Genomic DNA, 21367 nt, shown 5'->3' on the forward strand with positions numbered 1-21367 from the left:
TCTGGTACTAAAATGGGGCTATTTACAAAGACAACTCAATAATAGCCATACTTTTGTTGGAGTTGCCAAGTTCTGATTTTCACTCATAACAGACATTAATAATTTAGTACCGACCCTCTTCGTCAGGCCGAAGTTTATTTCCCTTAAGATAATTCCGGCCTGCCATTATCTTCTTTAATGCGCCGTAAAATACGGCTCCTTCACATACTCGGCCAGCATCCACACCATGTCGTGCAGCAGCCTGGTCAGCTGTTTTGCCACGCTGGGCTGCAGCGTTCCGCCCATCACCGCCTGCGTTAACGCCAGCGCATAGTCCACCTGCGTTGTCGTTTCCAGCCAGCAGTCCGGCACGCAGGAGCCGCTCTTTTCCCCCGCAATCAGCTGCTCGACAAGGTACGGTGGAAGGTCGTCATCGCACCGTTCGCGAAGCAGCTTGAGGGCGACGAACAGTCGTTTATACAGCGTGGCGTTATTTTCATCGTGGTCGGATTCAACCAGTACGCTAACGTAAGCGGTACAGGCGTTGGCCAGTTCAAAAATGTCCGCGGACTGAGAAACGGGCTGAGTGAGGAGAGGGTGAACCAGGCTTTCTTCTGAAAGAACGTATTTTGGGGATGAAATTGTTGTCATGTGTTTTTCCTTTTTAAACAAACTCCAGACCATCTCACGAGTTCCTACGCTAATGAGTGGTTACGCTGACGGAGGTAGGAATACCGCACACGACACAACGGCCAACCTTTCGGCTGCTCCGCCAGCGCAACCGTATCTTAACGGGTTGAGCGCTGCCGAGACATAAAAATGTCGTGTCTTGATATACGGGTTCCTACGCCCGGTTACGGGTGTGTCGCAACGCAGGCACTTTACGGCGATGTAGAAGGGAAGAAAAGAGATAACCTTGAATTACACAAGGTTACTTTTCAGGTTTGCGAGGCGCCTTCCAGAAAGTGCTCACCGTCAACGACCTCGAAACCAGAAAAGAACAATTTTTTAATATAACTAATTGTTTTAAATCGACAACGTTAAGCGTGCTGCAGCAAATCCCACCGGTTGCCATAGAGGTCCTCGAACACCACCACGGTGCCATACTCTTCTTCTCTTGGCGCTTCGCAAAAATGTACGCCAGCTGACTTCATGGCGTTGTAATCGCGCCAGAAATCATCGGTTTGCAGAAATAAAAATACGCGCCCGCCGCACTGGTTACCGATAAAGGCCTGCTGCGTCTCATTTGAGGCTTGCGCCAGCAGCAGGCTGCAGTCGCTGTCCGGGTCAGGCGATACCACCACCCAGCGTTTGCCCGGCTGCGGCGTATCTTCAACCAGCGTGAAGCCGAGCGTGTTGGTGTAGTAATCGATCGCTCTGTCGTAATCATCGACAACAATCGACACATAGCCCAGACGTTTTTTGGTCGTGCTCAAGGGACCTCCCCAATATGGCATTAATGGCATTGCCCTATTTTATCAAAGAACCCCGCGGACATCGCAGAATGTAAAAGCGGGGAGGGATGATTGCCGATGTAACGAATAAACCCTCCGGCATTGCGCTCATTTCGCCGGGCCGCGTAGTGTATAATGCGGGCATAACACACCTATTCCATTGCCGTACTTAACCTTATGAATCTTAATCGCTTTTGCTATCCCCTCCTGATCATTGCGGCGTTCGCCAGCATGCTGGCGCCGCATCCCATTCCCACGTGGCTGCTGCTGGCGAACGTCCTGACGCTGCTGATTTACGGCGGCGATAAGCTGGCGGCGCGCAGGGCGTGGCGCAGGGTGCCGGAGTCCACGCTGCTGGCGTTTGGCGTTGTCGGCGGCTGGCCCGGCGCGATTGTGGGCCAGCAGCTTTTTCGCCATAAAACGCAGAAGCAGCCGTTCAAAACCTACTTCATTATCAGCGTCATCGTGAGCGTCGCCGCGATGGCGGCGGCTTACACGTTCTACCCCTTTACCGCATAGCCTCTTTCCGCTTTCCCCCCTCTCCCGAGCCCTCTCCCTTGAGGGAGAGGAGGGCTGTGCCAGCTCAGGCGAGCAATAAGTAACCTATTAATAAATCAGCACAATAAAAAATACTTCACGCAAAACTTAGACAAACTGCTCATATTGTCTAAGTTTTAAGTATGCAATAACGCTACGTTACTAACGGTCAGGATGTGACCCATGAGCACGCTGCCATCCGTCATCACTCGGTTTATTGATTACTACGCCACGCTCGACGCCCAGCCGCCGTCGGCGCTGGCCGGGATTTACCATCAGAATGCGGTGCTCGTCGATCCCTTCGGCGAACACGCGGGCCTTTTCGCCATTCAGCGCTACTTCACCCACCTGCTCGCTAACGTTGAAACCTGCCGCTTTCTCATCGATCCGCCCCTGCGCGACGAGCAGCGCGTCGTCGTGACCTGGACCATGCGCTGGTCGCATCCGCGCATTGCTGGAGGAGAGGTTCTGGATCTACCGGGCTGCTCGGTCGTGGACGTCCAGGACGAGCGCATCGTTCGTCAGCGCGATTATTACGACGCCGGAGAGATGATTTATGAACACCTGCCGCTGCTCGGCTGGGCGGTACGGGGCGTGAAGCGGAGGGTGCGCGCATGAAGACGGTGCTGATCACCGGGGCCAGCTCCGGCATTGGGGAAGGGCTTGCGAAGTCTTTTGCCGAGGACGGCTGGCACGTCATCGCCTGCGGGCGCGATGCGGCTCGCCTTGAGGCCCTGCATCAGCACAGCCCAAACGTGACGATACGCCTGTTTGATATGACGGACAGGGACGCCTGTCGCCAGGCGCTCGCGGGCATCGGTGCCGATCTGGTCATCCTCTGCGCCGGGACCTGCGAATACCTCGATCGCGGCGTGGTCGACGCGGCGCTCGTCGAGCGGGTCATGACCACCAACTTCCTCGGCCCGGTGAACTGCCTTGCCGCGCTTCAGCCGCAGATGCGGGCGGGTAGCCGCGTGGCGCTGGTCAGCTCCATGGCGCACTGGCTGCCGTTCCCCCGGGCGGAGGCGTACGGCGCCTCGAAGGCCGCGCTGAGCTGGTTTGCGCAGAGCCTGCGCCTGGACTGGGAGCCGAAGGGCATCGCCGTCACGGTGGTCTCGCCGGGCTTCGTTGATACGCCGCTGACGCGCAAGAATGATTTTGCAATGCCCGGACGGGTGAGCGTCGAGCAGGCCGTCACGGCCATCCGGCGGGGGCTGGAACGGGGCAAAAACCACATCGCCTTTCCCGGCGGCTTTGGCCTGATCGTGCGCCTGCTGTCGGCGCTGCCTGCGTTTCTTCAGCGCGCGCTGCTGCGCAGGATGGTGCGCTCATGAACATCGCCATTATCGGCAGCGGGATCGCCGGGCTGACCTGCGCATGGCGGCTGGCCGGGCATCATCAGGTCACGCTCTTCGAGGCGGGAGCTACGCCGGGCGGGCACACCGCCACGGTTGACGTCGAGACGCCCGAGGGGCGCTTCGCCATCGATACCGGCTTTATCGTCTACAACAACAGAACCTACCCGCGCTTTATGGGGCTGCTGAGCGAGCTGGGCATTGAGGGGCAAAAAACGCAGATGAGCTTCTCGGTGCACAACCCGCAAAGCGGTCTGGAATATAACGGCCACACGCTGGCCTCGCTGTTTGCCCAGCGCCGGAACCTGGTTAACCCGCGTTTCTGGGGGCTGCTGAAGGAGATCGTACGCTTCAACGCCCAGGCCAAACGGGCGCTTGGAGAGCCGATCGACCCCGGCGCGACGCTGGAAACGTTTCTGGAGACGCACCGTTTTTCCGCCTTTTTTGCGCGGCACTATATTTTGCCGATGGGGGCCGCCATCTGGTCCTCGTCGCTGCAGGAGATGCGCCGCTTCCCGCTGCCGTTGTTCCTGCGCTTCTTTGCGCACCACGGCCTGCTGGATATCACCCATCGTCCGCAGTGGTACGTGGTGCCGGGCGGCTCGCGGGAGTACGTCCGCGCAATGCTGGCTGCGCTCGGTGACCGCCTGACCCTGCACCTTAACGCGCCGGTTCAGCAGGTGTTCCGCCACGCGCGCGGCGTAAATATTCAGCTAGAGCATGAACGGCACGCGTTTGACGCGGTGATTTTTGCCTGCCACTCCGCGCAGGCGCTGGCCATGCTGGACGAGCCGACCGCCGCCGAACGCGAGGTGCTGGGCGATATCGGCTGGCAGCGCAACGAGGTAGTGCTGCACGGCGACCGGCGCTGGCTGCCGGATCGCGAGCGCGCCTGGGCAAGCTGGAACTACCGCCTGAGCGCGCGCGACCAGGCCAGCGCCTGCGTCACCTATAACATGAATATCCTGCAGGGGCTGCCCGAAGGAAGCCCGCTGTTCTGCGTCACCCTCAACCCGGACGCACCCGTCGACGCGCGTTTCGTCTGGAAGCGCTTCGTGTATGAACATCCGCTGTTTAACCCCAAAAGCTGGCGCGCCCAGGCCCGGCGCGGCGAGATAAACGGCCACAACCGGAGCTGGTTCTGCGGCGCGTACTGGTACAACGGCTTTCACGAGGACGGCGTGCGCAGCGCGCTTGACGTGGTCAACGCGATGGCCGGCGGGGAGGGCAACTAGCGTGAACAGCTGCCTCTATCACGGCGTCCTGCGCCACCGCCGCCTGCAGCCAAAGCCGCACGCGTTTACCTACCGCGTGTTCATGGCATGGCTAGACCTGGACGAGCTTGACCACCTTCCTTCGGTCGGCATTGGGCGAAACCGCTTCGCCGCCGCGGCGTTTTATGATGCGGACTATCCGCTCGGCGCGCCGCTGAAGGAAAACGCGCTGAGCCGCCTGGAGAGCCTGACCGGCGAGCGCCCGGCGGGGCGCGTCATGCTTCTGACCCAGCTGCGCTATTGGGGCTTCCACTTCAATCCGGTCAACTTCTACTACTGCTACGACCCGGCGGGCGAGCTGCGCTGGGTGCTGGCCGAGGTGCGCAACACGCCCTGGAACGAGCGACACTACTATGCGGTTGAGGGGCAGGACGCGCGGCCCACGCAGAAAGCCTTTCACGTGTCGCCCTTTAACCCGATGGACATGGTCTACCGCTGGCGCTTTAACCACCCGGACGCCACGCTGCGCATGCACATTGAGAACCATCAGCAGACGAAGGTGTTTGACGCCTCGCTGATGCTGGCGCGGGAGCCGCTCACGCGCCGCGCCCTGCGCTCGCTGCTGCTGCGCATTCCCCTTATGACGCTCAAAACCGTTTTTGCGATTTACTGGCAGGCGCTTCGGCTATGGCTCAAGCGCGTGCCGCTGTATAACCATCCCGCCCGCAGGAGTGAACGCTCATGACCGATCCCGTCTTTGCGCTTGAACCCGACGTCCCGCGCAACGCTCGCCTCGCGCGCTGGCTGCTTTTTCGCCTGCTGAGCGGGCTGCGCGGCGGCTCCATTACCGTGCGCGAAGGGGCGCAGACCTTCCACTTTGGCGACAGTGCCTCCGCCCTTCGCGCGCAGGTGCAGATCGTATCGCCGCGCGTTTACTCACGCCTGCTGGCCGGAGGCAGCCTCGCGGCCGCCGAGGCGTGGATGGACGGCGACTGGGAAACGGACGAGCTGACCGCGCTGCTGCACATTCTTGCCCTGAACGGCGACGTGCTCGGGCGGCTGGAAAAGGGCTTTCGCCTGCTGGGCAGGCCCGTCGAGCGGCTGCGCCACTGGACGCGACGCAACTCGCGCGCCAAGGCGCGTGAAAATATTGCCGCCCATTACGATCTCGGCAACGACTTCTACGCCCGCTTTCTCGACGGCGAACTGCTCTATTCCAGCGCGCTGTTTACCGACGATAAGCAGGATCTGACCGCCGCCCAGCGGGCCAAAATGGCGCGGCTGTGCGACCAGCTGGCGCTTGCGCCCGGCGATAGGCTGCTGGAAATTGGCACCGGCTGGGGGGCGATGGCCGAATTTGCTGCCCGCCACTACGGCTGCCGCGTGACCACTACCACGCTGTCCCAGGAGCAGTACGCGTGGGCGAAAGCGCGGATTGCGCGCGCGGGGCTGGACGACCGCGTTGAGGTGCTGCTGTGCGACTATCGCGATCTCACCGGCGAGTACGACAAGCTGGTGTCGATCGAAATGATTGAGGCGGTGGGGCAGCGCTACCTGCCCGCGTTCTTCCGCACCTGTCAGGCGCGGCTGCGCCCCGGCGGCAGAATGGCGATTCAGGCCATTACCATTCGGGATCAGCGCTACCGCGACTACAGCAAAAGCGTCGACTTCATCCAGCGCTATATCTTCCCCGGCGGGTTCTTGCCGAGCGTCACGGCGATGAGCGAGCTGATGACCCGCCACACCGACTTTGTGGTCCGCAACCTGTTCGACATGGGGCCGGACTATGCCCGCACCCTGGCGCACTGGCGGCAGCGTTTTGTCCACGCCTGGCAGGAGATCGAGGCGCTCGGCTTTGACGAGCGCTTCCGCCGCATGTGGCTTTACTATTTTGGCTACTGCGAGGCGGGGTTCAACGCCCGCACCATCAGCGTGGTGCAGCTCACCGCGGACCGCGTATGAGGCGATACGGGCAGGTGATTCTGCTGGCGATCGGCTTCGATCTCTATTGGACGCTGGTGGTGCTGTTTCGCGAGCGCGGGCTGATCCTCTGGCTGGCGCTGGCGATCCTCGCGTGGCTGATGCTGCCGCCGCCCCATCGGCTTAACGCCGCGCTGCTGGCGGCGGTGGGCTGCGCGCTGGATTCCCTCTGGGCGCTGACCGGGCTGATTGCCTTTGCCGGGAAGGCGGTCATGCCGCTGTGGATGATCGCGCTGTGGCTGATGTTTGCCTCGGTCTGGACCGGGCTGACGCGCGCGACGACGCTGCCGGGCTGGCTGCTTATTCTGTTGGCCACGGCAGGGGGGCCGGTCGCCTACCTGGTTGGCGAGCGTCTGGGCGGGATCGTTTTCCTGCAGCCCGCGGTTATCGTCATCGGCTGGATGGTGCCCGGCTGGCTGGTGCTGATGCTTTTTTTCCACTTCATGATGGGGCGACAACGATGAGGCTCGCATGGCTGTTGCTGCTGGCCCTGACGGTGACGGCTCCCGCGGCGCGGGCGGCCGACTGGCTGAGCTGGCGCAAGGTGGGGGACGCCACGCTGACGTGGGGGCCGTTTACCGTATATACCTCCCAGCTGCTGACCCCTGACGGACGCTACGACGGGGCGACGCGCGACCGGGCGCTGGTCATTACCTACCGGCGCGACATCGATCGCGACGAGCTTGTCGAGGCCACCCGCGACCAGTGGGCGGCGATGGGCATTCTCCGGCAGGAGCCGCAGAGCGAGGCCTGGCTAGGCGCGCTGCGCGCGATCTGGCCCGACGTAACGCCCGGCGCGCAGCTGGCGTTTGTGCAAAAGGACGGGCAGGGGCAGTTCTGGTACCGCGCCGCCGGTTCGCAGCGCGGCTTTTCGGCGCTGGGGCCGCCGCAGCCGGAAACCTTCAGTACGCGGTTCCTGGCGATCTGGCTCTCCCCGCAAACGCAATATCCAACGCTGCGTCAGCAGCTGATCGGAGGTCAACCATGAAACGTTTCCTGATGTTTGGCGCGGCGCTGCTGATGCTGCTGGCGGGGTGTAGCACCGAGGTGGCCGACTACCGCCAGCAGCAGCCCGCCCTCGATATATTCAGCTATTTCAAGGGGAAAACCGAAGCGTGGGGAATGGTACAAGACCGCAGCGGCAGGCAGATCCGCCGCTTTCACGTGGAGATTACCGGCGACGTCGTGGGCGACACCCTCACGCTTAACGAGCAGTTTGTCTACGACGACGGCGAGAAGCAGCAGCGCGTCTGGCATATTCGCCGCCTGGGGAGCAATCGCTTCGAGGGCACGGCGGGCGATATTGACGGCGTCGCGAAGGGCGAGGCGGCGGGCAACGCGTTTCACTGGCGCTACAGCATGAACGTGAAGGCCGACGGCAAAACCTGGCTGCTGCACTTTGATGACTGGATGTACCTGCAGGACGACACGCGGCTGTTTAACAAAACGGAGATGACGAAGTTCGGCTTCCGCGTGGGCACGGTGACGCTGTTCTTCACGCGAAAACCGTAGGCATATTACGCAGGCCCTTTATCCAGCATCGCCAGAAAGCGCTTCACCGTGCGCGAGCGCTCGAAGCGCCGCCAGCAGATCGCAATGTCCGTATACAGCTCGGGCGAGGTGAGGGTGTGGTAGGTTACGTTCGGCGGGGAAATGGATGTCATCGACTGCGGCACCAGCGCGAACCCGCCTCCCGCCGAGACCATGCTCAGGGATGAGGAGAGCTGGGACGCCTGCAGCCTGTTGTGCATATTAATGCCCGCCCGCTCGCAGCAGCCGTAGACGCGGTCGTACAAACCCGGCGCGACCTCCTGCGGGAACATAATCAGCGGCGTATCGCTAAGCTGCTGCAGCGCCAGCGCGCCGCTATCCGCCAGCGGGTGCGAACCGTGCAGCGCCACGACCATCGCCTCGCGATCGAGTATTTTCAGATCGAACGCCTTGCTGCTTTCGCACGGCAGCCGCACGAACGCTAAATCCAGCTCGCCTTCGCCCAGCCTGTGCATCAGCGTCGCCATGTTCGCCTCAACCTGATTGACCGTCACCGCCGGGTTCTGCTGCTGAAACTGGCGGATCAGGGTAAAGATCTGGGGATGAAAGGCGTCCGAGCTGGTGATCCCAATCGACAGGCTGCCGATCAGGCCGCGCGCAATGCCGCGCGTTTTCTCCAGCGCGGCGTCGCTCATCGCCAGAATTTTGCAGGCATCCTCGTAAAAGGCCTCTCCCGCTTCGGTCAGCTCTACGCCCCGCGTCAGGCGACGGAACAGCGGCGTGCCGACCTCATCTTCCAGGCGTTTGATTTGCTGACTGAGCGGCGGCTGGGAAATACCCAGCGCTTTGGCCGCTTTGGTGAAGTGTCGCTCGCGGGCTACCGCAACGAAATAGCGCAGGTAACGAAGTTCCATATCAAAAACGTCTCAAACCAGCAGGATTTCTATATTGGAACTCTGTGCTGAATCGGGTCAACATTTATTTAACCTTTCTAAAAAAGTTGAAGAGGACGCATGATGACCCATTCACCTGTATGTGACTGTGAGGAAAGCCTTTGCGAGACCCTGCGCGGGTTTTCAGCGCAACATCCTGACAGTGTGATATATCAAACATCGCTCATGAGCGCCCTGCTAAGCGGCGTTTATGAAGGGGAAACCACCATCGCCGACCTGCTCGCGCACGGTGATTTTGGCCTTGGCACGTTCAACGAGCTGGACGGTGAAATGATCGCCTTCAGCAGCCAGGTCTATCAGCTGCGCGCCGACGGCAGCGCCCGCGCCGCGAAGCCGGAGCAAAAAACGCCGTTCGCGGTGATGACCTGGTTCCAGCCGCAGTACCGCAAGGTCTTCGACGCGCCGGTCAGCCGCCAGCAGATCCACGACGTTATCGACCAGCAGATCCCCTCGGATAACCTCTTTTGCGCCCTGCGCATCGACGGCCATTTCCGCCACGCGCACACCCGCACCGTGCCGCGCCAGACGCCGCCGTACCGCGCGATGACCGACGTGCTCGACGACCAGCCGGTGTTCCGCTTCAGCGCGCGCGAGGGCGTGCTGGTGGGGTTTCGCACGCCGCAGCATATGCAGGGCATCAACGTGGCGGGCTATCACGAGCATTTCATCACCGACGATCGCCAGGGCGGCGGCCACCTGCTGGACTACCAGCTGGAGAGCGGCGTGCTGACCTTCGGCGAAATTCACAAGCTGATGATCGACCTTCCCGCCGACAGCGCGTTTTTACAGGCCAATCTTCACCCCAGCGATCTCGATGCGGCGATCCGCTCCGTCGAAAACTAACAGGAGAACAACCGTGAACAGTGAAAAACATTCTCGCCAGTGGGCGCACGGCGCCGACCTGGTCGTCAGCCAGCTGGAAGCGCAGGGCGTGAAGCACGTGTTTGGTATTCCCGGTGCGAAAATCGACAAGGTGTTTGATTCCCTCCTCGATTCGCCGATTGAACTGATCCCGGTGCGCCACGAGGCGAACGCCGCGTTTATGGCGGCGGCGGTCGGGCGGCTGACCGGTAAGGCCGGGGTGGCATTAGTCACGTCGGGGCCGGGCTGCTCAAACCTGATCACCGGCATGGCGACCGCCAACAGCGAGGGGGACCCGGTAGTGGCGCTGGGCGGCGCGGTGAAGCGGGCGGATAAAGCCAAGCAGGTTCACCAGAGCATGGACACCGTCGCCATGTTTAGCCCGGTGACCAAATATTCCGTGGAGGTCAACGCGCCGGACGCCCTCGCCGAGGTGGTGTCGAACGCGTTTCGCGTTGCCGAGCAGGGCAGGCCGGGCAGCGCCTTCGTCAGCCTGCCGCAGGATATCGTTGACCAGCCCGTCACGGGCGCCGTCCTGCCCGCCAGCACCGCGACGCTGATGGGCCCCGCGCCGGAGGCGGCGATTAACGACGTCGCGAAGCTTATTCAAAGGGCGAAAAACCCGGTGATTTTGCTGGGCCTGATGGCGAGCCAGCCCGCCAACAGCGCCGCGCTGCGCAAGCTGCTGGAGAAAAGCCGTATTCCGGTCACCAGCACCTATCAGGCCGCCGGGGCGGTGAATCAGGAACACTTCACCCGCTTTGCCGGACGCGTCGGGCTGTTTAATAACCAGGCGGGAGATCGGCTGCTGCACCTGGCGGATCTGATTATCTGCATCGGCTACAGCCCGGTCGAATACGAGCCGTCCATGTGGAACCGCGGCGACGCCACGCTGGTGCACGTTGACGTGCTGCCCGCCTATGAAGAGCGTAACTACGTGCCCGACGTCGAGCTGGTGGGCGACATCGCGGCGACGCTTGACGCGCTGGCGGGGCGTCTCGACCACACGCTTGCGCTGAGCCCGCAGGCCACCGAAATCCTCGTCGATCGCCAGCACCAGCGCGATCTCCTCGACCGACGCGGTGCGTCGCTCAACCAGTTTGCCCTTCATCCGTTGCGCATCGTGCGCGCCATGCAGGACATCGTGAACAATGACGTGACGCTCACCGTTGATATGGGCAGTTTCCACATCTGGATCGCCCGCTACCTTTACAGCTTCCGCGCGCGCCAGGTGATGATCTCTAACGGCCAGCAGACGATGGGCGTGGCCCTGCCGTGGGCGATCGGCGCGTGGCTGGTCAACCCGGGCCGCAAGGTGGTCTCCGTCTCCGGCGACGGCGGATTCCTGCAGTCGAGCATGGAGCTGGAAACCGCCGTGCGCCTTAACGCCAACGTGCTGCACATCATCTGGGTGGATAACGGCTACAACATGGTGGCGATTCAGGAACAGAAAAAATACCAGCGCCTCTCCGGCGTTGAGTTCGGCCCGATCGACTTCAAAGCCTACGCGGACGCCTTCGGCGCAAAAGGCTTTGCGGTTGAAAGCGCCGATGCGCTGGAGCCGACGCTGCGTGCGGCGATGGACGTTGACGGCCCGGCCGTGGTGGCCATTCCCGTCGACTATAGCGATAACCCGCTGCTGATGGGCCAGCTCCATCTCAGCCAGATTTTGTGACTCAATATAAGGACAGAACGATGCAAAAGGTTGCTCTCGTAACAGGCTCCGGCCAGGGGATCGGTAAGGCAATTGCGCTGCGCCTGGTGAAGGACGGTTTTGCCGTGGCGATTGCCGATTACAACGAAGAGACCGCCAAAGCGGTTGCCGATGAGATCGAACGCAGCGGCGGCAGGGCCATTGCCGTGAAGGTGGACGTATCGGACCGCGAGCAGGTGTTTGCGGCGGTAGAAAAAGCCCGCACCGCGCTGGGCGGCTTCAACGTTATCGTCAACAACGCGGGCGTGGCGCCGTCCACGCCGATCGAATCCATCACGCCGGAGATCGTCGACAAGGTATACAACATCAACGTCAAAGGGGTGATCTGGGGGATCCAGGCGGCGATTGACGCGTTTCGCAAGGAAGGGCACGGCGGCAAGATCATCAACGCCTGCTCCCAGGCGGGCCATACCGGCAACCCGGAACTGGCGGTCTACAGCTCCAGCAAGTTCGCGGTGCGCGGCCTGACCCAGACCGCCGCGCGGGATCTCGCCCCGCTGGGGATCACCGTTAACGCCTACTGCCCCGGCATCGTGAAAACGCCGATGTGGGCCGAAATCGACCGTCAGGTTTCCGAGGCGGCGGGTAAACCGCTTGGCTACGGAACGGAAACCTTCGCCAAACGCATCACGCTTGGCAGGCTTTCTGAACCGGAAGACGTGGCGGCCTGCGTGTCCTATCTTGCCGGCCCGGACTCCGACTACATGACCGGCCAGTCGCTGCTGATTGACGGCGGAATGGTATTCAACTAATAAAAAAATAAGCTCTGACATGATTTTCCCCTGCACCCGTGCAGGGGTTTTTTTTGTCTGTACGGACATTGTGCATTACACTGCGCGCTGCAAAAATTGAGTTAACGATCGACAGACGGGCGGAAGCAGCATGAACGGTACAATCACAACGTGGTTTAAAGATAAAGGCTTTGGATTTATCAAAGATGAAAACGGCGACAACCGCTATTTTCACGTGATTAAGGTCGCCAACCCCGATCTGATTAAGAAAGACGCGGCGGTGACCTTCGAGCCGACAACCAACAATAAAGGCCTTTCCGCGTACGCGGTGAAGGTGATCCCGGAAAGCAAACACCTCTACATCGCGGGCGAGCGCGTGAAGCTCACCTCGATCAAGTCCTTCGTGGTGTTCAGCGAAGAAGAGCCGGTCGATACCAAAATCGACAAGGAAAATGCGGTGCTGTCGGTGGGGCTGCTGATGAACAGCATCAAGCCAAAATCCGACAAAAAGCCGGGCGAAATGCGCACGGTGAAGAAGCTCGCGATTACCACCTTCCAGAATTCGACGCTGATCTTCACCGAAGATGAAATCGACATTGATGCCACGGTGAAACTGCTGAAGTAACCTTTTGCCGGGTGGCGGCTGCGCCTAACCCGGCCTGCCTTTTCCGGTCTTTTCGTTCTCTTTTTAACCTGCTATAACAAACTCCTTACCTTTCAGGGAGTCACCGCCGTGCCCGAACTCAACCAATTTGGTCAAACCGTTAACGATATCGTGCCCGGCTGGACGGGCGCGCGCGCCTTAACCCGCTCGCCGCTGTTCGGCCAGTACTGCCGTCTGGAGCCGCTGGACGTTAAGCGTCATGCTGCCGATCTCTATGAGGCTTATGCGCTGGGGGATGACGGCGACTGGACCTGGCTTGCCAGCACGAAGCCAGCAAACGTTGAGGCAACCGCCCACTGGGTGTTGGGAAAGGTCATGGACGATGCGCTGGTGCCCTACGCCGTGATTGATTTGCACACCGAGCGCGCGGTGGGGCTGGTGAGCTATATGGCCTACGAGCGGCTGCTTGGGTCGGTGGAGATCGGCCACGTCACCTGGTCACGGAAGATGAAAGGTTCCCGAATTGGCACCGAAACGGTATGGCTGCTGCTGAAAAATGCCTTCGAGCATGGCTACCGGCGGCTGGAGTGGCGGTGCGATTCCATGAACACCGCGTCGCGACGCGCCGCCGAACGGCTGGGTTTTGTTTGGGAAGGGCGTCTGCGCCAGAAGATGGTGCGCAAAGGGCGCAACCGCGATAGCGACATACATTCCATTATTGATGGTGAATGGCCTCAGCGCGATGCGGCGCTGCGCGCCTGGCTGGCCGCGGACAATTTTGACGGGGAAGGGCGGCAGGTTAAGCGGCTGGAGGCATTTCGGGAATAAAAGGCGTGGCCCTCTCCCCTGTGGGGAGCGATCGTCCCCTCTCCCCTATGGGGAGAGGGTTAGGGTGAGGGGGAACCCTCAGCGGCGAACCGGTGCGCCGTTTGCCACGTAATACGCCGCGGTGCTCTTCGCCAGCGGCTCGCGCCCGCGGATCGCATCGGCAATTTTCTCGCCGATCATAATGGTGGTGGCGTTCAGGTTGCCGGTGATGATCTGCGGCATGATCGACGCATCCACCACGCGCAGCCCTTCCAGCCCGTGAACGCGGCCTTCGCCGTCTACCACCGCCATCTCGTCGTAGCCCATCCTGCAGGTGCCGCACGGGTGGAAGGCGGTTTCGGCATGGTTGCGCACGAACTCATCCAGCTGCTCGTCGGTCTGGCACTCCACGCCCGGGCTGATTTCCCGGCCACGGTACTTGTCCAGCGCGGGCTGGTGCATGATCTCGCGGGTGATGCGGATCGCGTCGCGGAACTCCTGCCAGTCCTGCTCGTGGGACATGTAGTTAAACAGGATCGCCGGATGCTGGTGCGGGTCGCGCGACTTAATTCGCACGTGGCCGCGGCTCGGCGAGCGCATGGAGCCAACGTGGCACTGGAAGCCATGCTCTTTCACCGCGTTCGAGCCGTTGTAGTTAATGGCGACCGGCAGGAAGTGGTACTGAATGTTCGGCCATTCGAACTCTTCGCGGCTGCGGATAAACCCGCCCGCCTCGAAGTGGTTGCTCGCGCCCACGCCGGTGCCGCCAAACAGCCATTCGGCGCCAATCTTCGGCTGGTTCCACCACTGCAGGGCAGGGTAGAGGGAGACCGGCTCCTTGCACTCGTACTGGAGGTACATCTCCAGGTGATCCTGCAGGTTTTCGCCCACGCCGGGCAGGTCGTGCACCAGCGGGATATCGAACTGCTTCAGCAGCTCAGCATTGCCCACGCCGGAGCGCTGGAGGATCTGCGGAGACGCGATGGCGCCCGCGCACAGCAGCACCTCTTTCTTCGCCGTCGCTTTCGACGGGATAGTGCTTTCGCCTTCGAGCCACTCGACGCCCACCGCGCGCTTGCCTTCAAAGAGGATGCGGTCGGTCATGGCATGGGTGCGGATGGTCAGGTTCGGGCGTTGCTTTGCCTGGTCCAGATAGCCGCGCGCGGTGCTGGCGCGTCGGCCCTTAGGCGTGACCGTGCGGTCCATCGGGCCGAAGCCTTCCTGCTGGTAGCCGTTAAGATCCTCGGTGCGCGGATAGCCCGCCTGCACGCCCGCTTCCACCATCGCCTCAAACAGCGGATTCACGCCCGGCTTCGAGGTGGTGACGCTCACCGGACCGTCGCCGCCGTGGTAGTCGTTTGGCCCCACGTCGCGGGTTTCGGCCTTGCGGTAGTAGGGCAGGCAGTTGAGATAGCTCCAGTGCGCCAGGCCATCTTCCTTCGCCCAGTTATCGAGATCCATGGCGTTGCCGCGGATGTAGCACATGCCGTTGATGAGCGACGAGCCGCCCAGCCCCTTTCCGCGTCCGCACTCCATGCGGCGGTTGTTCATGTACGGCTCTGGCTCGGTTTCGTACGCCCAGTTGTAGCGCTTGCCCTGCAGCGGAAACGCCAGCGCGGCGGGCATCTGGGTGCGGAAGTCAAAGCGATAGTCCGGCCCGCCCGCCTCAAGCAGCAGCACGGTGGTGTTTGGATCTTCGGTCAGGCGCGTTGCCAGCACGTTGCCGGCAGAGCCGGCGCCGATAATGATGTAGTCAAATTGCAAATAAACCTCCCGGTTAAAATATGGACTGGAATTTACCCATCTCAACCTGGATGGACTTCACCTGGGTGTAGCTCTGGAGCGTCATCACGCCGTTCTCGCGGCCAATGCCGGAATGCTTGTAGCCGCCAACCGGCATCTCCGCGGCGGATTCACCCCAGGTGTTGATCCAGCAGATGCCCGCTTCAAGCTGATGAATGGCGCCGTGCGCGCGGTTCAGGTCGGCGGTGACGATGCCCGCCGCCAGGCCGTAGTCGGTGTCGTTGGCGCGGCGGATCGCTTCTTCATCGGATTCGTAGGTGAGGATGGACATCACCGGCCCGAAGATCTCCTCGCGCACGATGGTCATCTCGTCGGTGCAGTCGGTGAACACGGTCGGGGCCACCCACGCGCCGCTGTCAAACCCTTCGCCCTTCAGCACGTCGCCGCCGCACAGCACGCGCGCGCCTTCCTCTTTACCTTTGGCGATGTAGCGCAGCACGCTGTCGCGGTGCGGGAAGCTGACCATCGGGCCAAAGTTGGTTTTTTCATCGAACAGATCGCCCGCGCGGATGCGGCCCACGCGCTCAACGATTTTTTGCTCAAACGCGGCTTTATGCCTTGCGGGCACGAACACGCGGGTGCCGTTGGTGCAGACCTGGCCGGAGCTGAAGAAGTTGGCCATCATGGCAATGTCCGCCGCGAGATCGAGGTCGGCGTCGTCGAAAATAATCAGCGGCGATTTGCCGCCCAGCTCCATCGTCACCTCCTTCAGGGACGAGGCCGCCGAGTTCGCCATCACCTTTTTGCCGCTGGCGACTCCGCCGGTGAAGGAAACTTTGGCAATGCCAGGATGTTCGGTGAGGAACTGCCCGGTCTCCGCGCCCACGCCCGGCAGAACGTTAAACACGCCGTCCGGAACGCCCGCTTCGGTGTAAATTTCGGCCAGCTTCAGCGCGGTAAGCGGCGTCACTTCGCTCGGCTTGAAGATCATCGCGTTGCCTGCCGCCAGCGCCGGGGCTGATTTCCACAGGGCGATCTGGATCGGGTAGTTCCACGCGCCGATGCCCGCCACCACGCCCAGCGGCTCGCGGCGGGTGTAGACGAACGAGGTGTCGCGCAGCGGGATCTGGCTGCCCTCCAGCGCCGGGATCAGCCCCGCGTAGTACTCCAGCACGTCCGCGCCGGTGACGATATCGACGGTTGAGGTTTCGGAAAACGCTTTACCGGTATCGAGGGTTTCGAGCTTCGCCAGCGCGTCGTTGCGCTCGCGCAGGATATCCACGGCGCGGCGCAGGATGCGCGAGCGCTCCATGGCGGTCATCGCCGCCCAGATTTTTTGCCCGCGCTGTGCGCTTTCTACCGCGCGATCGACGTCCTCGCGCCCGGCGGCCTGTACGGTCGCCAGGACGTCACCGTTGGCCGGGTTGATGGTCTCGAAGGTGCGACCGCTGGTGGCCGATGTATAACCACCATTGATGTAAAGCTGCTGTTCTGCCATTCGGGACATAATTTCTCCTCGGTTAATCGGTCGGTAAATGCTGGCTGATAAAGTGGCCGGTAAGCGACTGGGCCAGGGTCTTATCCAGCGGTTTGCCGCTCAGGGCGGCGCGCAGCCACAGCCCGTCAATCAGTGCGGCGAGCCCGTAGCCCGCTTCCTGCGCCTGTTCGCGCGGCAGCTCGCGGCGAAACTCGCTGACCAGGTTCGACAGCAGGCGGCGGCTGCTGACCTGCTGTAAGCGGTAGAGCATCGGCTGGTGCATACTGCTCGCCCAGAAGGCCAGCCAGGCCTTCATCGCCGCGCTGCTGATCTGGGTTTCGTCAAAATTACCGGCAACGATTGCCTGTAGCCGCTGCTCCGCGCTGCCGCCCGGCAGGGCGCGTAAACGGTTGAGTACCGCGTCGCGAAGCTGGCCGGTAATGTCGCGCATGGTCGCTTCCAGCAGGCCGTTTTTGTCCTTGAAGTAGTGACTGATGATCCCCGTGGAAACGCCCGCCCGACGGGCGATCTGCGCGATCGTCGCGTCGTGCATTCCCACTTCATTTATTGCTTCCAGCGTGGCGTTAATAAGCTGCCTGCGCCGGATCGGCTGCATCCCCACTTTGGGCATTTTTGCCACTCCATTCATCAGCGTTGGTAATACATTAAAGCGGTTTTTGATTGGACGTTCAATATAAAATGTGTCTTAATTGTTGCGGATTTGGATTTTAATAGTTACAAAAACAGTGGGGATACTGGATGACAGACCTTTCACAAGACAGAGAAAAAGACAAAATCAACCCGGTCGTTTTTTACACCTCCGCCGGGCTGATTTTGTTGTTTTCCCTGACGACGATCTTTTTTAGCGATTTTTCCGCCGAGTGGATTGGGCGTGCCCTGAACTGGGTGTCGAAGACCTTCGGCTGGTACTATCTGCTGGCGGCGACGCTCTATATCGTTTTCGTGGTGTGCATTGCCTGTTCGCGCTTCGGCTCCGTCAAGCTCGGGCCGGAGCAGTCTAAGCCTGAGTTCAGCCTGCTGAGCTGGGCGGCGATGCTGTTTGCCGCGGGCATCGGCATCGACCTGATGTTCTTCTCCGTGGCCGAGCCGGTCACGCAGTATATGCAGCCTCCGGAAGGGGCAGGGCAGACGATGGAGGCCGCGCGGCAGGCGATGGTCTGGACGCTGTTCCACTACGGCTTAACCGGCTGGTCGATGTACGCGCTGATGGGCATGGCGCTGGGATACTTTAGCTATCGTTATAATTTGCCCCTCACCATCCGCTCCGCGCTCTATCCGATTTTCGGCAAAAAAATTAACGGGCCGATTGGCCACACGGTAGATATCGCGGCGGTGATCGGCACCATCTTTGGTATTGCCACCACGCTCGGCATCGGCGTGGTGCAGCTCAACTACGGGCTGAGCGTGCTGTTTGATATCCCGGATTCGATGGCCGCCAAGGCGGCGCTGATTGCGCTGTCGGTGATTATTGCCACCATTTCGGTGACCTCCGGCGTGGACAAGGGCATCCGCGTGCTCTCCGAGCTGAACGTCGCGCTGGCGCTGGGCCTGATCCTGTTCGTGCTGTTTATGGGCGACACCTCCTTCCTCCTCAATGCGTTAGTGCTGAACGTGGGCGACTACGTGAACCGCTTTATGGGGATGACGCTAAACAGCTTCGCCTTCGATCGTCCGGTGGAGTGGATGAACAACTGGACGCTGTTCTTCTGGGCGTGGTGGGTGGCATGGTCGCCGTTTGTCGGCCTGTTCCTGGCGCGTATTTCGCGCGGGCGCACCATTCGCCAGTTCGTGATGGGCACGCTGATTATCCCGTTCACCTTTACGCTGCTGTGGCTCTCGGTGTTCGGCAACAGCGCGCTGCACGAGATCATTCACGGCAATGCGGGGTTTGCTCAGGAAGCGATGGCGCACCCGGAGCGCGGCTTCTACAGCCTGCTGGCGCAGTACCCGGCGTTTACCTTTAGCGCCTCCGTGGCGACCATCACCGGCCTGCTGTTCTACGTCACCTCAGCGGACTCCGGCGCGCTGGTGCTGGGCAACTTCACCTCGAAGCTGAAGGACATCAACAGCGACGCGCCGAACTGGCTGCGCATCTTCTGGTCGGTCGCCATCGGCCTGCTGACGCTCGGCATGCTGATGACCAACGGTATCTCTGCGCTGCAAAACACCACGGTGATTATGGGCCTGCCGTTCAGCTTCGTGATCTTCTTCGTGATGGCCGGACTGTATAAATCGCTCAAGGTGGAAGACTACCGCCGCGTCAGCGCCAGCCGCGATACCGCGCCGCGTCCGCTGGGCGCGCAGGACCGCCTGAGCTGGAAAAAGCGCCTGTCGCGCCTGATGAATTACCCCGGTACGCGCTACACCAGGCAGATGATGGAAACGGTGTGCTTCCCGGCAATGGAGGAAGTGGCGCAGGAGCTGAAGCTGCGCGGTGCATACGTCGAGCTGAAAAACCTGCCGCCGGACGAGGGCGAGAACCTGGGGCACCTGGATCTGCTGGTGCACATGGGGGACGAGCAGAACTTTGTCTACCAGATTTGGCCGCAGCAGTATTCGGTGCCCGGATTTACCTACCGCGCGCGCAGCGGGAAATCGACCTATTACCGGCTGGAGACCTTCCTGCTTGAGGGAAGCCAGGGCAACGACCTGATGGACTACAGCAAAGAGCAGGTGATCACGGACATTCTGGACCAGTACGAGCGCCACCTGAACTTTATTCACCTCCACAGAGAAGCACCGGGCAATAGCGTGATGTTCCCGGATACCTGATTTCCTTCAAACGTCTTCCGTTGATCTGCGGGCAAGGTTGTTAGCAAACCTTGCCTTTTTTTTGCCTGCATAAAGCCGTGACCATTATTGTTAATTTGCGACGAGAAAATTGATCTGGGAACGACTATTAACTCAACTTATTGATTTTATTTATTTAAGTACGATTTTGGGAACTGACTGGAATGTTTTGAATGTAAAGAATGTTCAGTGTTTGTCAGCTTTCATTTAGGAAAATCGCAAAAGATGTCATGAAAAATCCTAATTTAACCCTATTAAGACTAGGTTTAACAGGGGCAGGATATCTTTGTAACTTATTGATTATAAAATCATGTTTATTTTTTGTAGGTTTTATTGCTAAGTATTCGTTAAATTTAGATAAATATATTGATGTGAAATTTTTGTTTCGAGATGCGGCAATAAAAAACATAAATGAAACATTTGTGTTTTTAAACTTAAAAAATCAAATAAAGTGGTTTTTTGTATCGCATTGAATGCATTTTGTGGTGTTTTGCTTTAATAAATTAGTCTCATTGTCACATTTTCTTCATTTTAATAACATTTCAGTGCATCAGATGAACACCGAAATCCTTTCGAATGGAGAAGACGCCGACATGGAAATGAGAATGATAAACTTCTAAGGAGTCTTTGTGCCTTTTGTCTCTGACGAGCTTCTGTATGGATACACGATTTTTCATCATCTTGAGTACCGGCTTTCAACAAGAACGCTTATCAATATCAAGAATGGACGTATTAAAAGATTCGGCATGACGAAAGCAAGACTGTTCGAGTATCTCCTGGCGGGGATGGATAACGAAATTGTCTACGATAATGACATCATCATACACGTGTTTGATGATTATGGACTACGGTGCTCGAAATCCTATTTGTTGTCCATGATGAAGAAAATCCAGAACGCATTTAATACCGTGGGATTTGAACGTTATCCTTTTACAAGAATCTATGGGAAAGCGTACAAAATCGACTGCGGTTCGTTAGAACGGATATATGTTGTAAAACCTTCTTCACATTGACGATGATAAATTTCATAAGGAATGAGTTTTGACGGCGCTATTAGTTTTTTCAAGAAACTTTGCCATGAGGCAGGCAATTAAAACACTGAACTCAGCCAATAGAGAAATATTTTATTTTGACAATCGGCTGGAGTTCTTAGTAAGCGCGACCATTCTGGATAAATCTTACATTCTCATCGATACAATAGGAGAAAGTAGCGAGAATATCCGATGGCTCTATTATCGCCTTGCGGCGAGGGGGTTAATGCGCCTTACCTATTTTATTGCGCCCGAGGACAATGCGGAGAACGGCTTTTTAAAATTCTTCCGCCTTGTTACTACGCTTAAGGATCTCAAGCAGCTGTGCGAGCGCGCCTCTAAACATCGGGCGAATGAGAACCCCTGCGTATTAAAAGACGTGCTGTATCAGAGGCTGTCGACGCGACTGTCGGACGACCATTTGAACTTTCTCCTGAAAGTTTATGATAAATCGACGAGCCAGTGCCGAATTAAAAATAAATACGAAATTAACAAAAATTACTATGTTAGAAATCGACTGGCGTTAGGCAATGGTCTGGAGATGAAACAACTTATTTTACTTTTATCATCGCAAAGCCTGAGATGCTCATAACGATATAACGTCTATTTATTGGCTTAAACGAAC

22 protein-coding genes are annotated in these 21367 nt (G+C 59.4%); 16 read left to right on the top strand and 6 right to left on the bottom strand.

From position 1 onward, the window contains the following. Positions 1 to 174: 174 nt before the first annotated feature. Positions 175 to 630 (bottom strand): hypothetical protein, encoded by a 456-nt coding sequence (locus V1599_RS08260; RefSeq protein WP_395301325.1) that lies wholly within the window; start codon positions 628 to 630, stop codon positions 175 to 177. Between the two features lie 389 nt (positions 631 to 1019). After that, a complete protein-coding gene (locus tag V1599_RS08265) occupies positions 1020 to 1415 on the bottom strand; it encodes a VOC family protein (RefSeq protein ID WP_112012978.1) in 396 nt (131 codons plus the stop codon). A gap of 195 nt (positions 1416 to 1610) precedes the next feature. Here V1599_RS08265 and V1599_RS08270 point away from each other — a divergent pair, with 195 nt between their 5' ends. From V1599_RS08270 to V1599_RS08310, 9 genes are all read left to right on the top strand, one after another. Then, on the top strand, positions 1611 to 1952 hold the full coding sequence (locus tag V1599_RS08270) for a DUF1294 domain-containing protein (protein WP_395301326.1): 342 nt from the start codon (positions 1611 to 1613) through the stop codon (positions 1950 to 1952). 201 nt (positions 1953 to 2153) lie between these two features. After that, positions 2154 to 2588: a nuclear transport factor 2 family protein gene (locus V1599_RS08275; RefSeq protein WP_395301327.1), complete on the top strand. Its 435-nt coding sequence runs from the start codon at positions 2154 to 2156 to the stop codon at positions 2586 to 2588. Continuing rightward, positions 2585 to 3304, top strand: a complete 720-nt coding sequence (locus tag V1599_RS08280) for an SDR family NAD(P)-dependent oxidoreductase (protein ID WP_395301328.1) — start codon at positions 2585 to 2587, stop codon at positions 3302 to 3304. The genes V1599_RS08275 and V1599_RS08280 overlap by 4 nt, the downstream gene beginning before the upstream one ends. After that, positions 3301 to 4560, top strand: coding sequence for an NAD(P)/FAD-dependent oxidoreductase (locus V1599_RS08285; RefSeq protein ID WP_297119463.1), 1260 nt, complete (start codon positions 3301 to 3303; stop codon positions 4558 to 4560). The genes V1599_RS08280 and V1599_RS08285 overlap by 4 nt, the downstream gene beginning before the upstream one ends. A gap of 1 nt (position 4561) precedes the next feature. Beyond that, positions 4562 to 5284: a DUF1365 domain-containing protein gene (locus tag V1599_RS08290; RefSeq protein WP_297119460.1), complete on the top strand. Its 723-nt coding sequence runs from the start codon at positions 4562 to 4564 to the stop codon at positions 5282 to 5284. Next, entirely contained in the window at positions 5281 to 6501 is a 1221-nt protein-coding gene (locus V1599_RS08295; protein WP_395301329.1) for a class I SAM-dependent methyltransferase, read from the top strand. Before V1599_RS08290 ends, V1599_RS08295 begins: the two co-directional genes overlap by 4 nt. Then, complete coding sequence (locus tag V1599_RS08300; RefSeq protein ID WP_395301330.1) at positions 6498 to 6983, top strand: DUF2878 domain-containing protein; 486 nt, start codon at positions 6498 to 6500, stop codon at positions 6981 to 6983. The genes V1599_RS08295 and V1599_RS08300 overlap by 4 nt, the downstream gene beginning before the upstream one ends. After that, on the top strand, positions 6980 to 7507 hold the full coding sequence (locus V1599_RS08305; RefSeq protein WP_395301331.1) for a hypothetical protein: 528 nt from the start codon (positions 6980 to 6982) through the stop codon (positions 7505 to 7507). The genes V1599_RS08300 and V1599_RS08305 overlap by 4 nt, the downstream gene beginning before the upstream one ends. Further along, positions 7504 to 8031 (top strand): DUF3833 domain-containing protein, encoded by a 528-nt coding sequence (locus V1599_RS08310; RefSeq protein WP_112012960.1) that lies wholly within the window; start codon positions 7504 to 7506, stop codon positions 8029 to 8031. Before V1599_RS08305 ends, V1599_RS08310 begins: the two co-directional genes overlap by 4 nt. A gap of 5 nt (positions 8032 to 8036) precedes the next feature. Here V1599_RS08310 and V1599_RS08315 read toward each other — a convergent pair whose 3' ends face one another. After that, complete coding sequence (locus tag V1599_RS08315; RefSeq protein WP_395301332.1) at positions 8037 to 8924, bottom strand: LysR substrate-binding domain-containing protein; 888 nt, start codon at positions 8922 to 8924, stop codon at positions 8037 to 8039. 102 nt (positions 8925 to 9026) lie between these two features. Here V1599_RS08315 and budA point away from each other — a divergent pair, with 102 nt between their 5' ends. The 5 genes from budA to V1599_RS08340 all read left to right on the top strand — a co-directional run bounded on the left by budA (position 9027) and on the right by V1599_RS08340 (position 13701). Further along, positions 9027 to 9806 carry an acetolactate decarboxylase gene (gene budA, locus V1599_RS08320; protein WP_112012957.1) on the top strand — a complete coding sequence of 260 codons (780 nt, stop codon included), beginning with the start codon at positions 9027 to 9029 and terminating at the stop codon, positions 9804 to 9806. After that, a complete protein-coding gene (gene alsS / locus V1599_RS08325) occupies positions 9778 to 11499 on the top strand; it encodes an acetolactate synthase AlsS (RefSeq protein WP_395301333.1) in 1722 nt (573 codons plus the stop codon). Before budA ends, alsS begins: the two co-directional genes overlap by 29 nt. Positions 11500 to 11519: 20 nt before the next feature. Then, positions 11520 to 12290 carry a (S)-acetoin forming diacetyl reductase gene (locus V1599_RS08330; RefSeq protein ID WP_395301334.1) on the top strand — a complete coding sequence of 257 codons (771 nt, stop codon included), beginning with the start codon at positions 11520 to 11522 and terminating at the stop codon, positions 12288 to 12290. Between the two features lie 130 nt (positions 12291 to 12420). Further along, positions 12421 to 12894 (top strand): cold-shock protein, encoded by a 474-nt coding sequence (locus tag V1599_RS08335; protein ID WP_112012951.1) that lies wholly within the window; start codon positions 12421 to 12423, stop codon positions 12892 to 12894. A gap of 108 nt (positions 12895 to 13002) precedes the next feature. Further along, entirely contained in the window at positions 13003 to 13701 is a 699-nt protein-coding gene (locus V1599_RS08340) for a GNAT family N-acetyltransferase (RefSeq protein ID WP_395301335.1), read from the top strand. Between the two features lie 78 nt (positions 13702 to 13779). Here V1599_RS08340 and betA read toward each other — a convergent pair whose 3' ends face one another. The 3 genes from betA to betI are packed head-to-tail and all read right to left on the bottom strand — an operon-like array spanning position 13780 to position 17531. Next, positions 13780 to 15444, bottom strand: a complete 1665-nt coding sequence (betA, locus tag V1599_RS08345) for a choline dehydrogenase (protein ID WP_395301336.1) — start codon at positions 15442 to 15444, stop codon at positions 13780 to 13782. Between the two features lie 13 nt (positions 15445 to 15457). Next, positions 15458 to 16930 carry a betaine-aldehyde dehydrogenase gene (gene betB / locus V1599_RS08350; protein WP_395301337.1) on the bottom strand — a complete coding sequence of 491 codons (1473 nt, stop codon included), beginning with the start codon at positions 16928 to 16930 and terminating at the stop codon, positions 15458 to 15460. 13 nt (positions 16931 to 16943) lie between these two features. Further along, positions 16944 to 17531 (bottom strand): transcriptional regulator BetI, encoded by a 588-nt coding sequence (gene betI / locus V1599_RS08355; RefSeq protein ID WP_112012943.1) that lies wholly within the window; start codon positions 17529 to 17531, stop codon positions 16944 to 16946. A gap of 128 nt (positions 17532 to 17659) precedes the next feature. Here betI and betT point away from each other — a divergent pair, with 128 nt between their 5' ends. Together betT and V1599_RS08365 are read left to right on the top strand one after the other, a co-directional pair. Next, a complete protein-coding gene (betT, locus tag V1599_RS08360) occupies positions 17660 to 19693 on the top strand; it encodes a choline BCCT transporter BetT (protein WP_112012941.1) in 2034 nt (677 codons plus the stop codon). A gap of 1059 nt (positions 19694 to 20752) precedes the next feature. Continuing rightward, positions 20753 to 21334, top strand: a complete 582-nt coding sequence (locus tag V1599_RS08365) for a hypothetical protein (protein WP_297119420.1) — start codon at positions 20753 to 20755, stop codon at positions 21332 to 21334. The last annotated feature ends 33 nt before the right edge of the window (positions 21335 to 21367 follow it).

This window comes from Enterobacter sp. ECC-175 (assembly GCF_043968675.1).
Taxonomy (GTDB): Bacteria; Pseudomonadota; Gammaproteobacteria; order Enterobacterales; family Enterobacteriaceae; genus Enterobacter.

What these genes read in the sequence shown, in the direction of transcription:
- alsS (WP_395301333.1), top strand. Translation starts at nt 9,778, where the DNA reads ATGCGGCGATCCGCTCCGTCGAAAACTAACAGGAGAACAACCGTGAAC.
- V1599_RS08305 (WP_395301331.1), top strand. Translation starts at nt 6,980, where the DNA reads ATGAGGCTCGCATGGCTGTTGCTGCTGGCCCTGACGGTGACGGCTCCC.
- betB (WP_395301337.1), bottom strand. Translation starts at nt 16,930, where the DNA reads ATGTCCCGAATGGCAGAACAGCAGCTTTACATCAATGGTGGTTATACA.
- V1599_RS08260 (WP_395301325.1), bottom strand. Translation starts at nt 630, where the DNA reads ATGACAACAATTTCATCCCCAAAATACGTTCTTTCAGAAGAAAGCCTG.
- V1599_RS08300 (WP_395301330.1), top strand. Translation starts at nt 6,498, where the DNA reads ATGAGGCGATACGGGCAGGTGATTCTGCTGGCGATCGGCTTCGATCTC.
- V1599_RS08315 (WP_395301332.1), bottom strand. Translation starts at nt 8,924, where the DNA reads ATGGAACTTCGTTACCTGCGCTATTTCGTTGCGGTAGCCCGCGAGCGA.
- V1599_RS08275 (WP_395301327.1), top strand. Translation starts at nt 2,154, where the DNA reads ATGAGCACGCTGCCATCCGTCATCACTCGGTTTATTGATTACTACGCC.
- V1599_RS08330 (WP_395301334.1), top strand. Translation starts at nt 11,520, where the DNA reads ATGCAAAAGGTTGCTCTCGTAACAGGCTCCGGCCAGGGGATCGGTAAG.
- budA (WP_112012957.1), top strand. Translation starts at nt 9,027, where the DNA reads ATGACCCATTCACCTGTATGTGACTGTGAGGAAAGCCTTTGCGAGACC.
- V1599_RS08280 (WP_395301328.1), top strand. Translation starts at nt 2,585, where the DNA reads ATGAAGACGGTGCTGATCACCGGGGCCAGCTCCGGCATTGGGGAAGGG.
- V1599_RS08285 (WP_297119463.1), top strand. Translation starts at nt 3,301, where the DNA reads ATGAACATCGCCATTATCGGCAGCGGGATCGCCGGGCTGACCTGCGCA.
- betT (WP_112012941.1), top strand. Translation starts at nt 17,660, where the DNA reads ATGACAGACCTTTCACAAGACAGAGAAAAAGACAAAATCAACCCGGTC.
- V1599_RS08270 (WP_395301326.1), top strand. Translation starts at nt 1,611, where the DNA reads ATGAATCTTAATCGCTTTTGCTATCCCCTCCTGATCATTGCGGCGTTC.
- V1599_RS08295 (WP_395301329.1), top strand. Translation starts at nt 5,281, where the DNA reads ATGACCGATCCCGTCTTTGCGCTTGAACCCGACGTCCCGCGCAACGCT.
- V1599_RS08335 (WP_112012951.1), top strand. Translation starts at nt 12,421, where the DNA reads ATGAACGGTACAATCACAACGTGGTTTAAAGATAAAGGCTTTGGATTT.
- V1599_RS08310 (WP_112012960.1), top strand. Translation starts at nt 7,504, where the DNA reads ATGAAACGTTTCCTGATGTTTGGCGCGGCGCTGCTGATGCTGCTGGCG.
- betI (WP_112012943.1), bottom strand. Translation starts at nt 17,531, where the DNA reads ATGCCCAAAGTGGGGATGCAGCCGATCCGGCGCAGGCAGCTTATTAAC.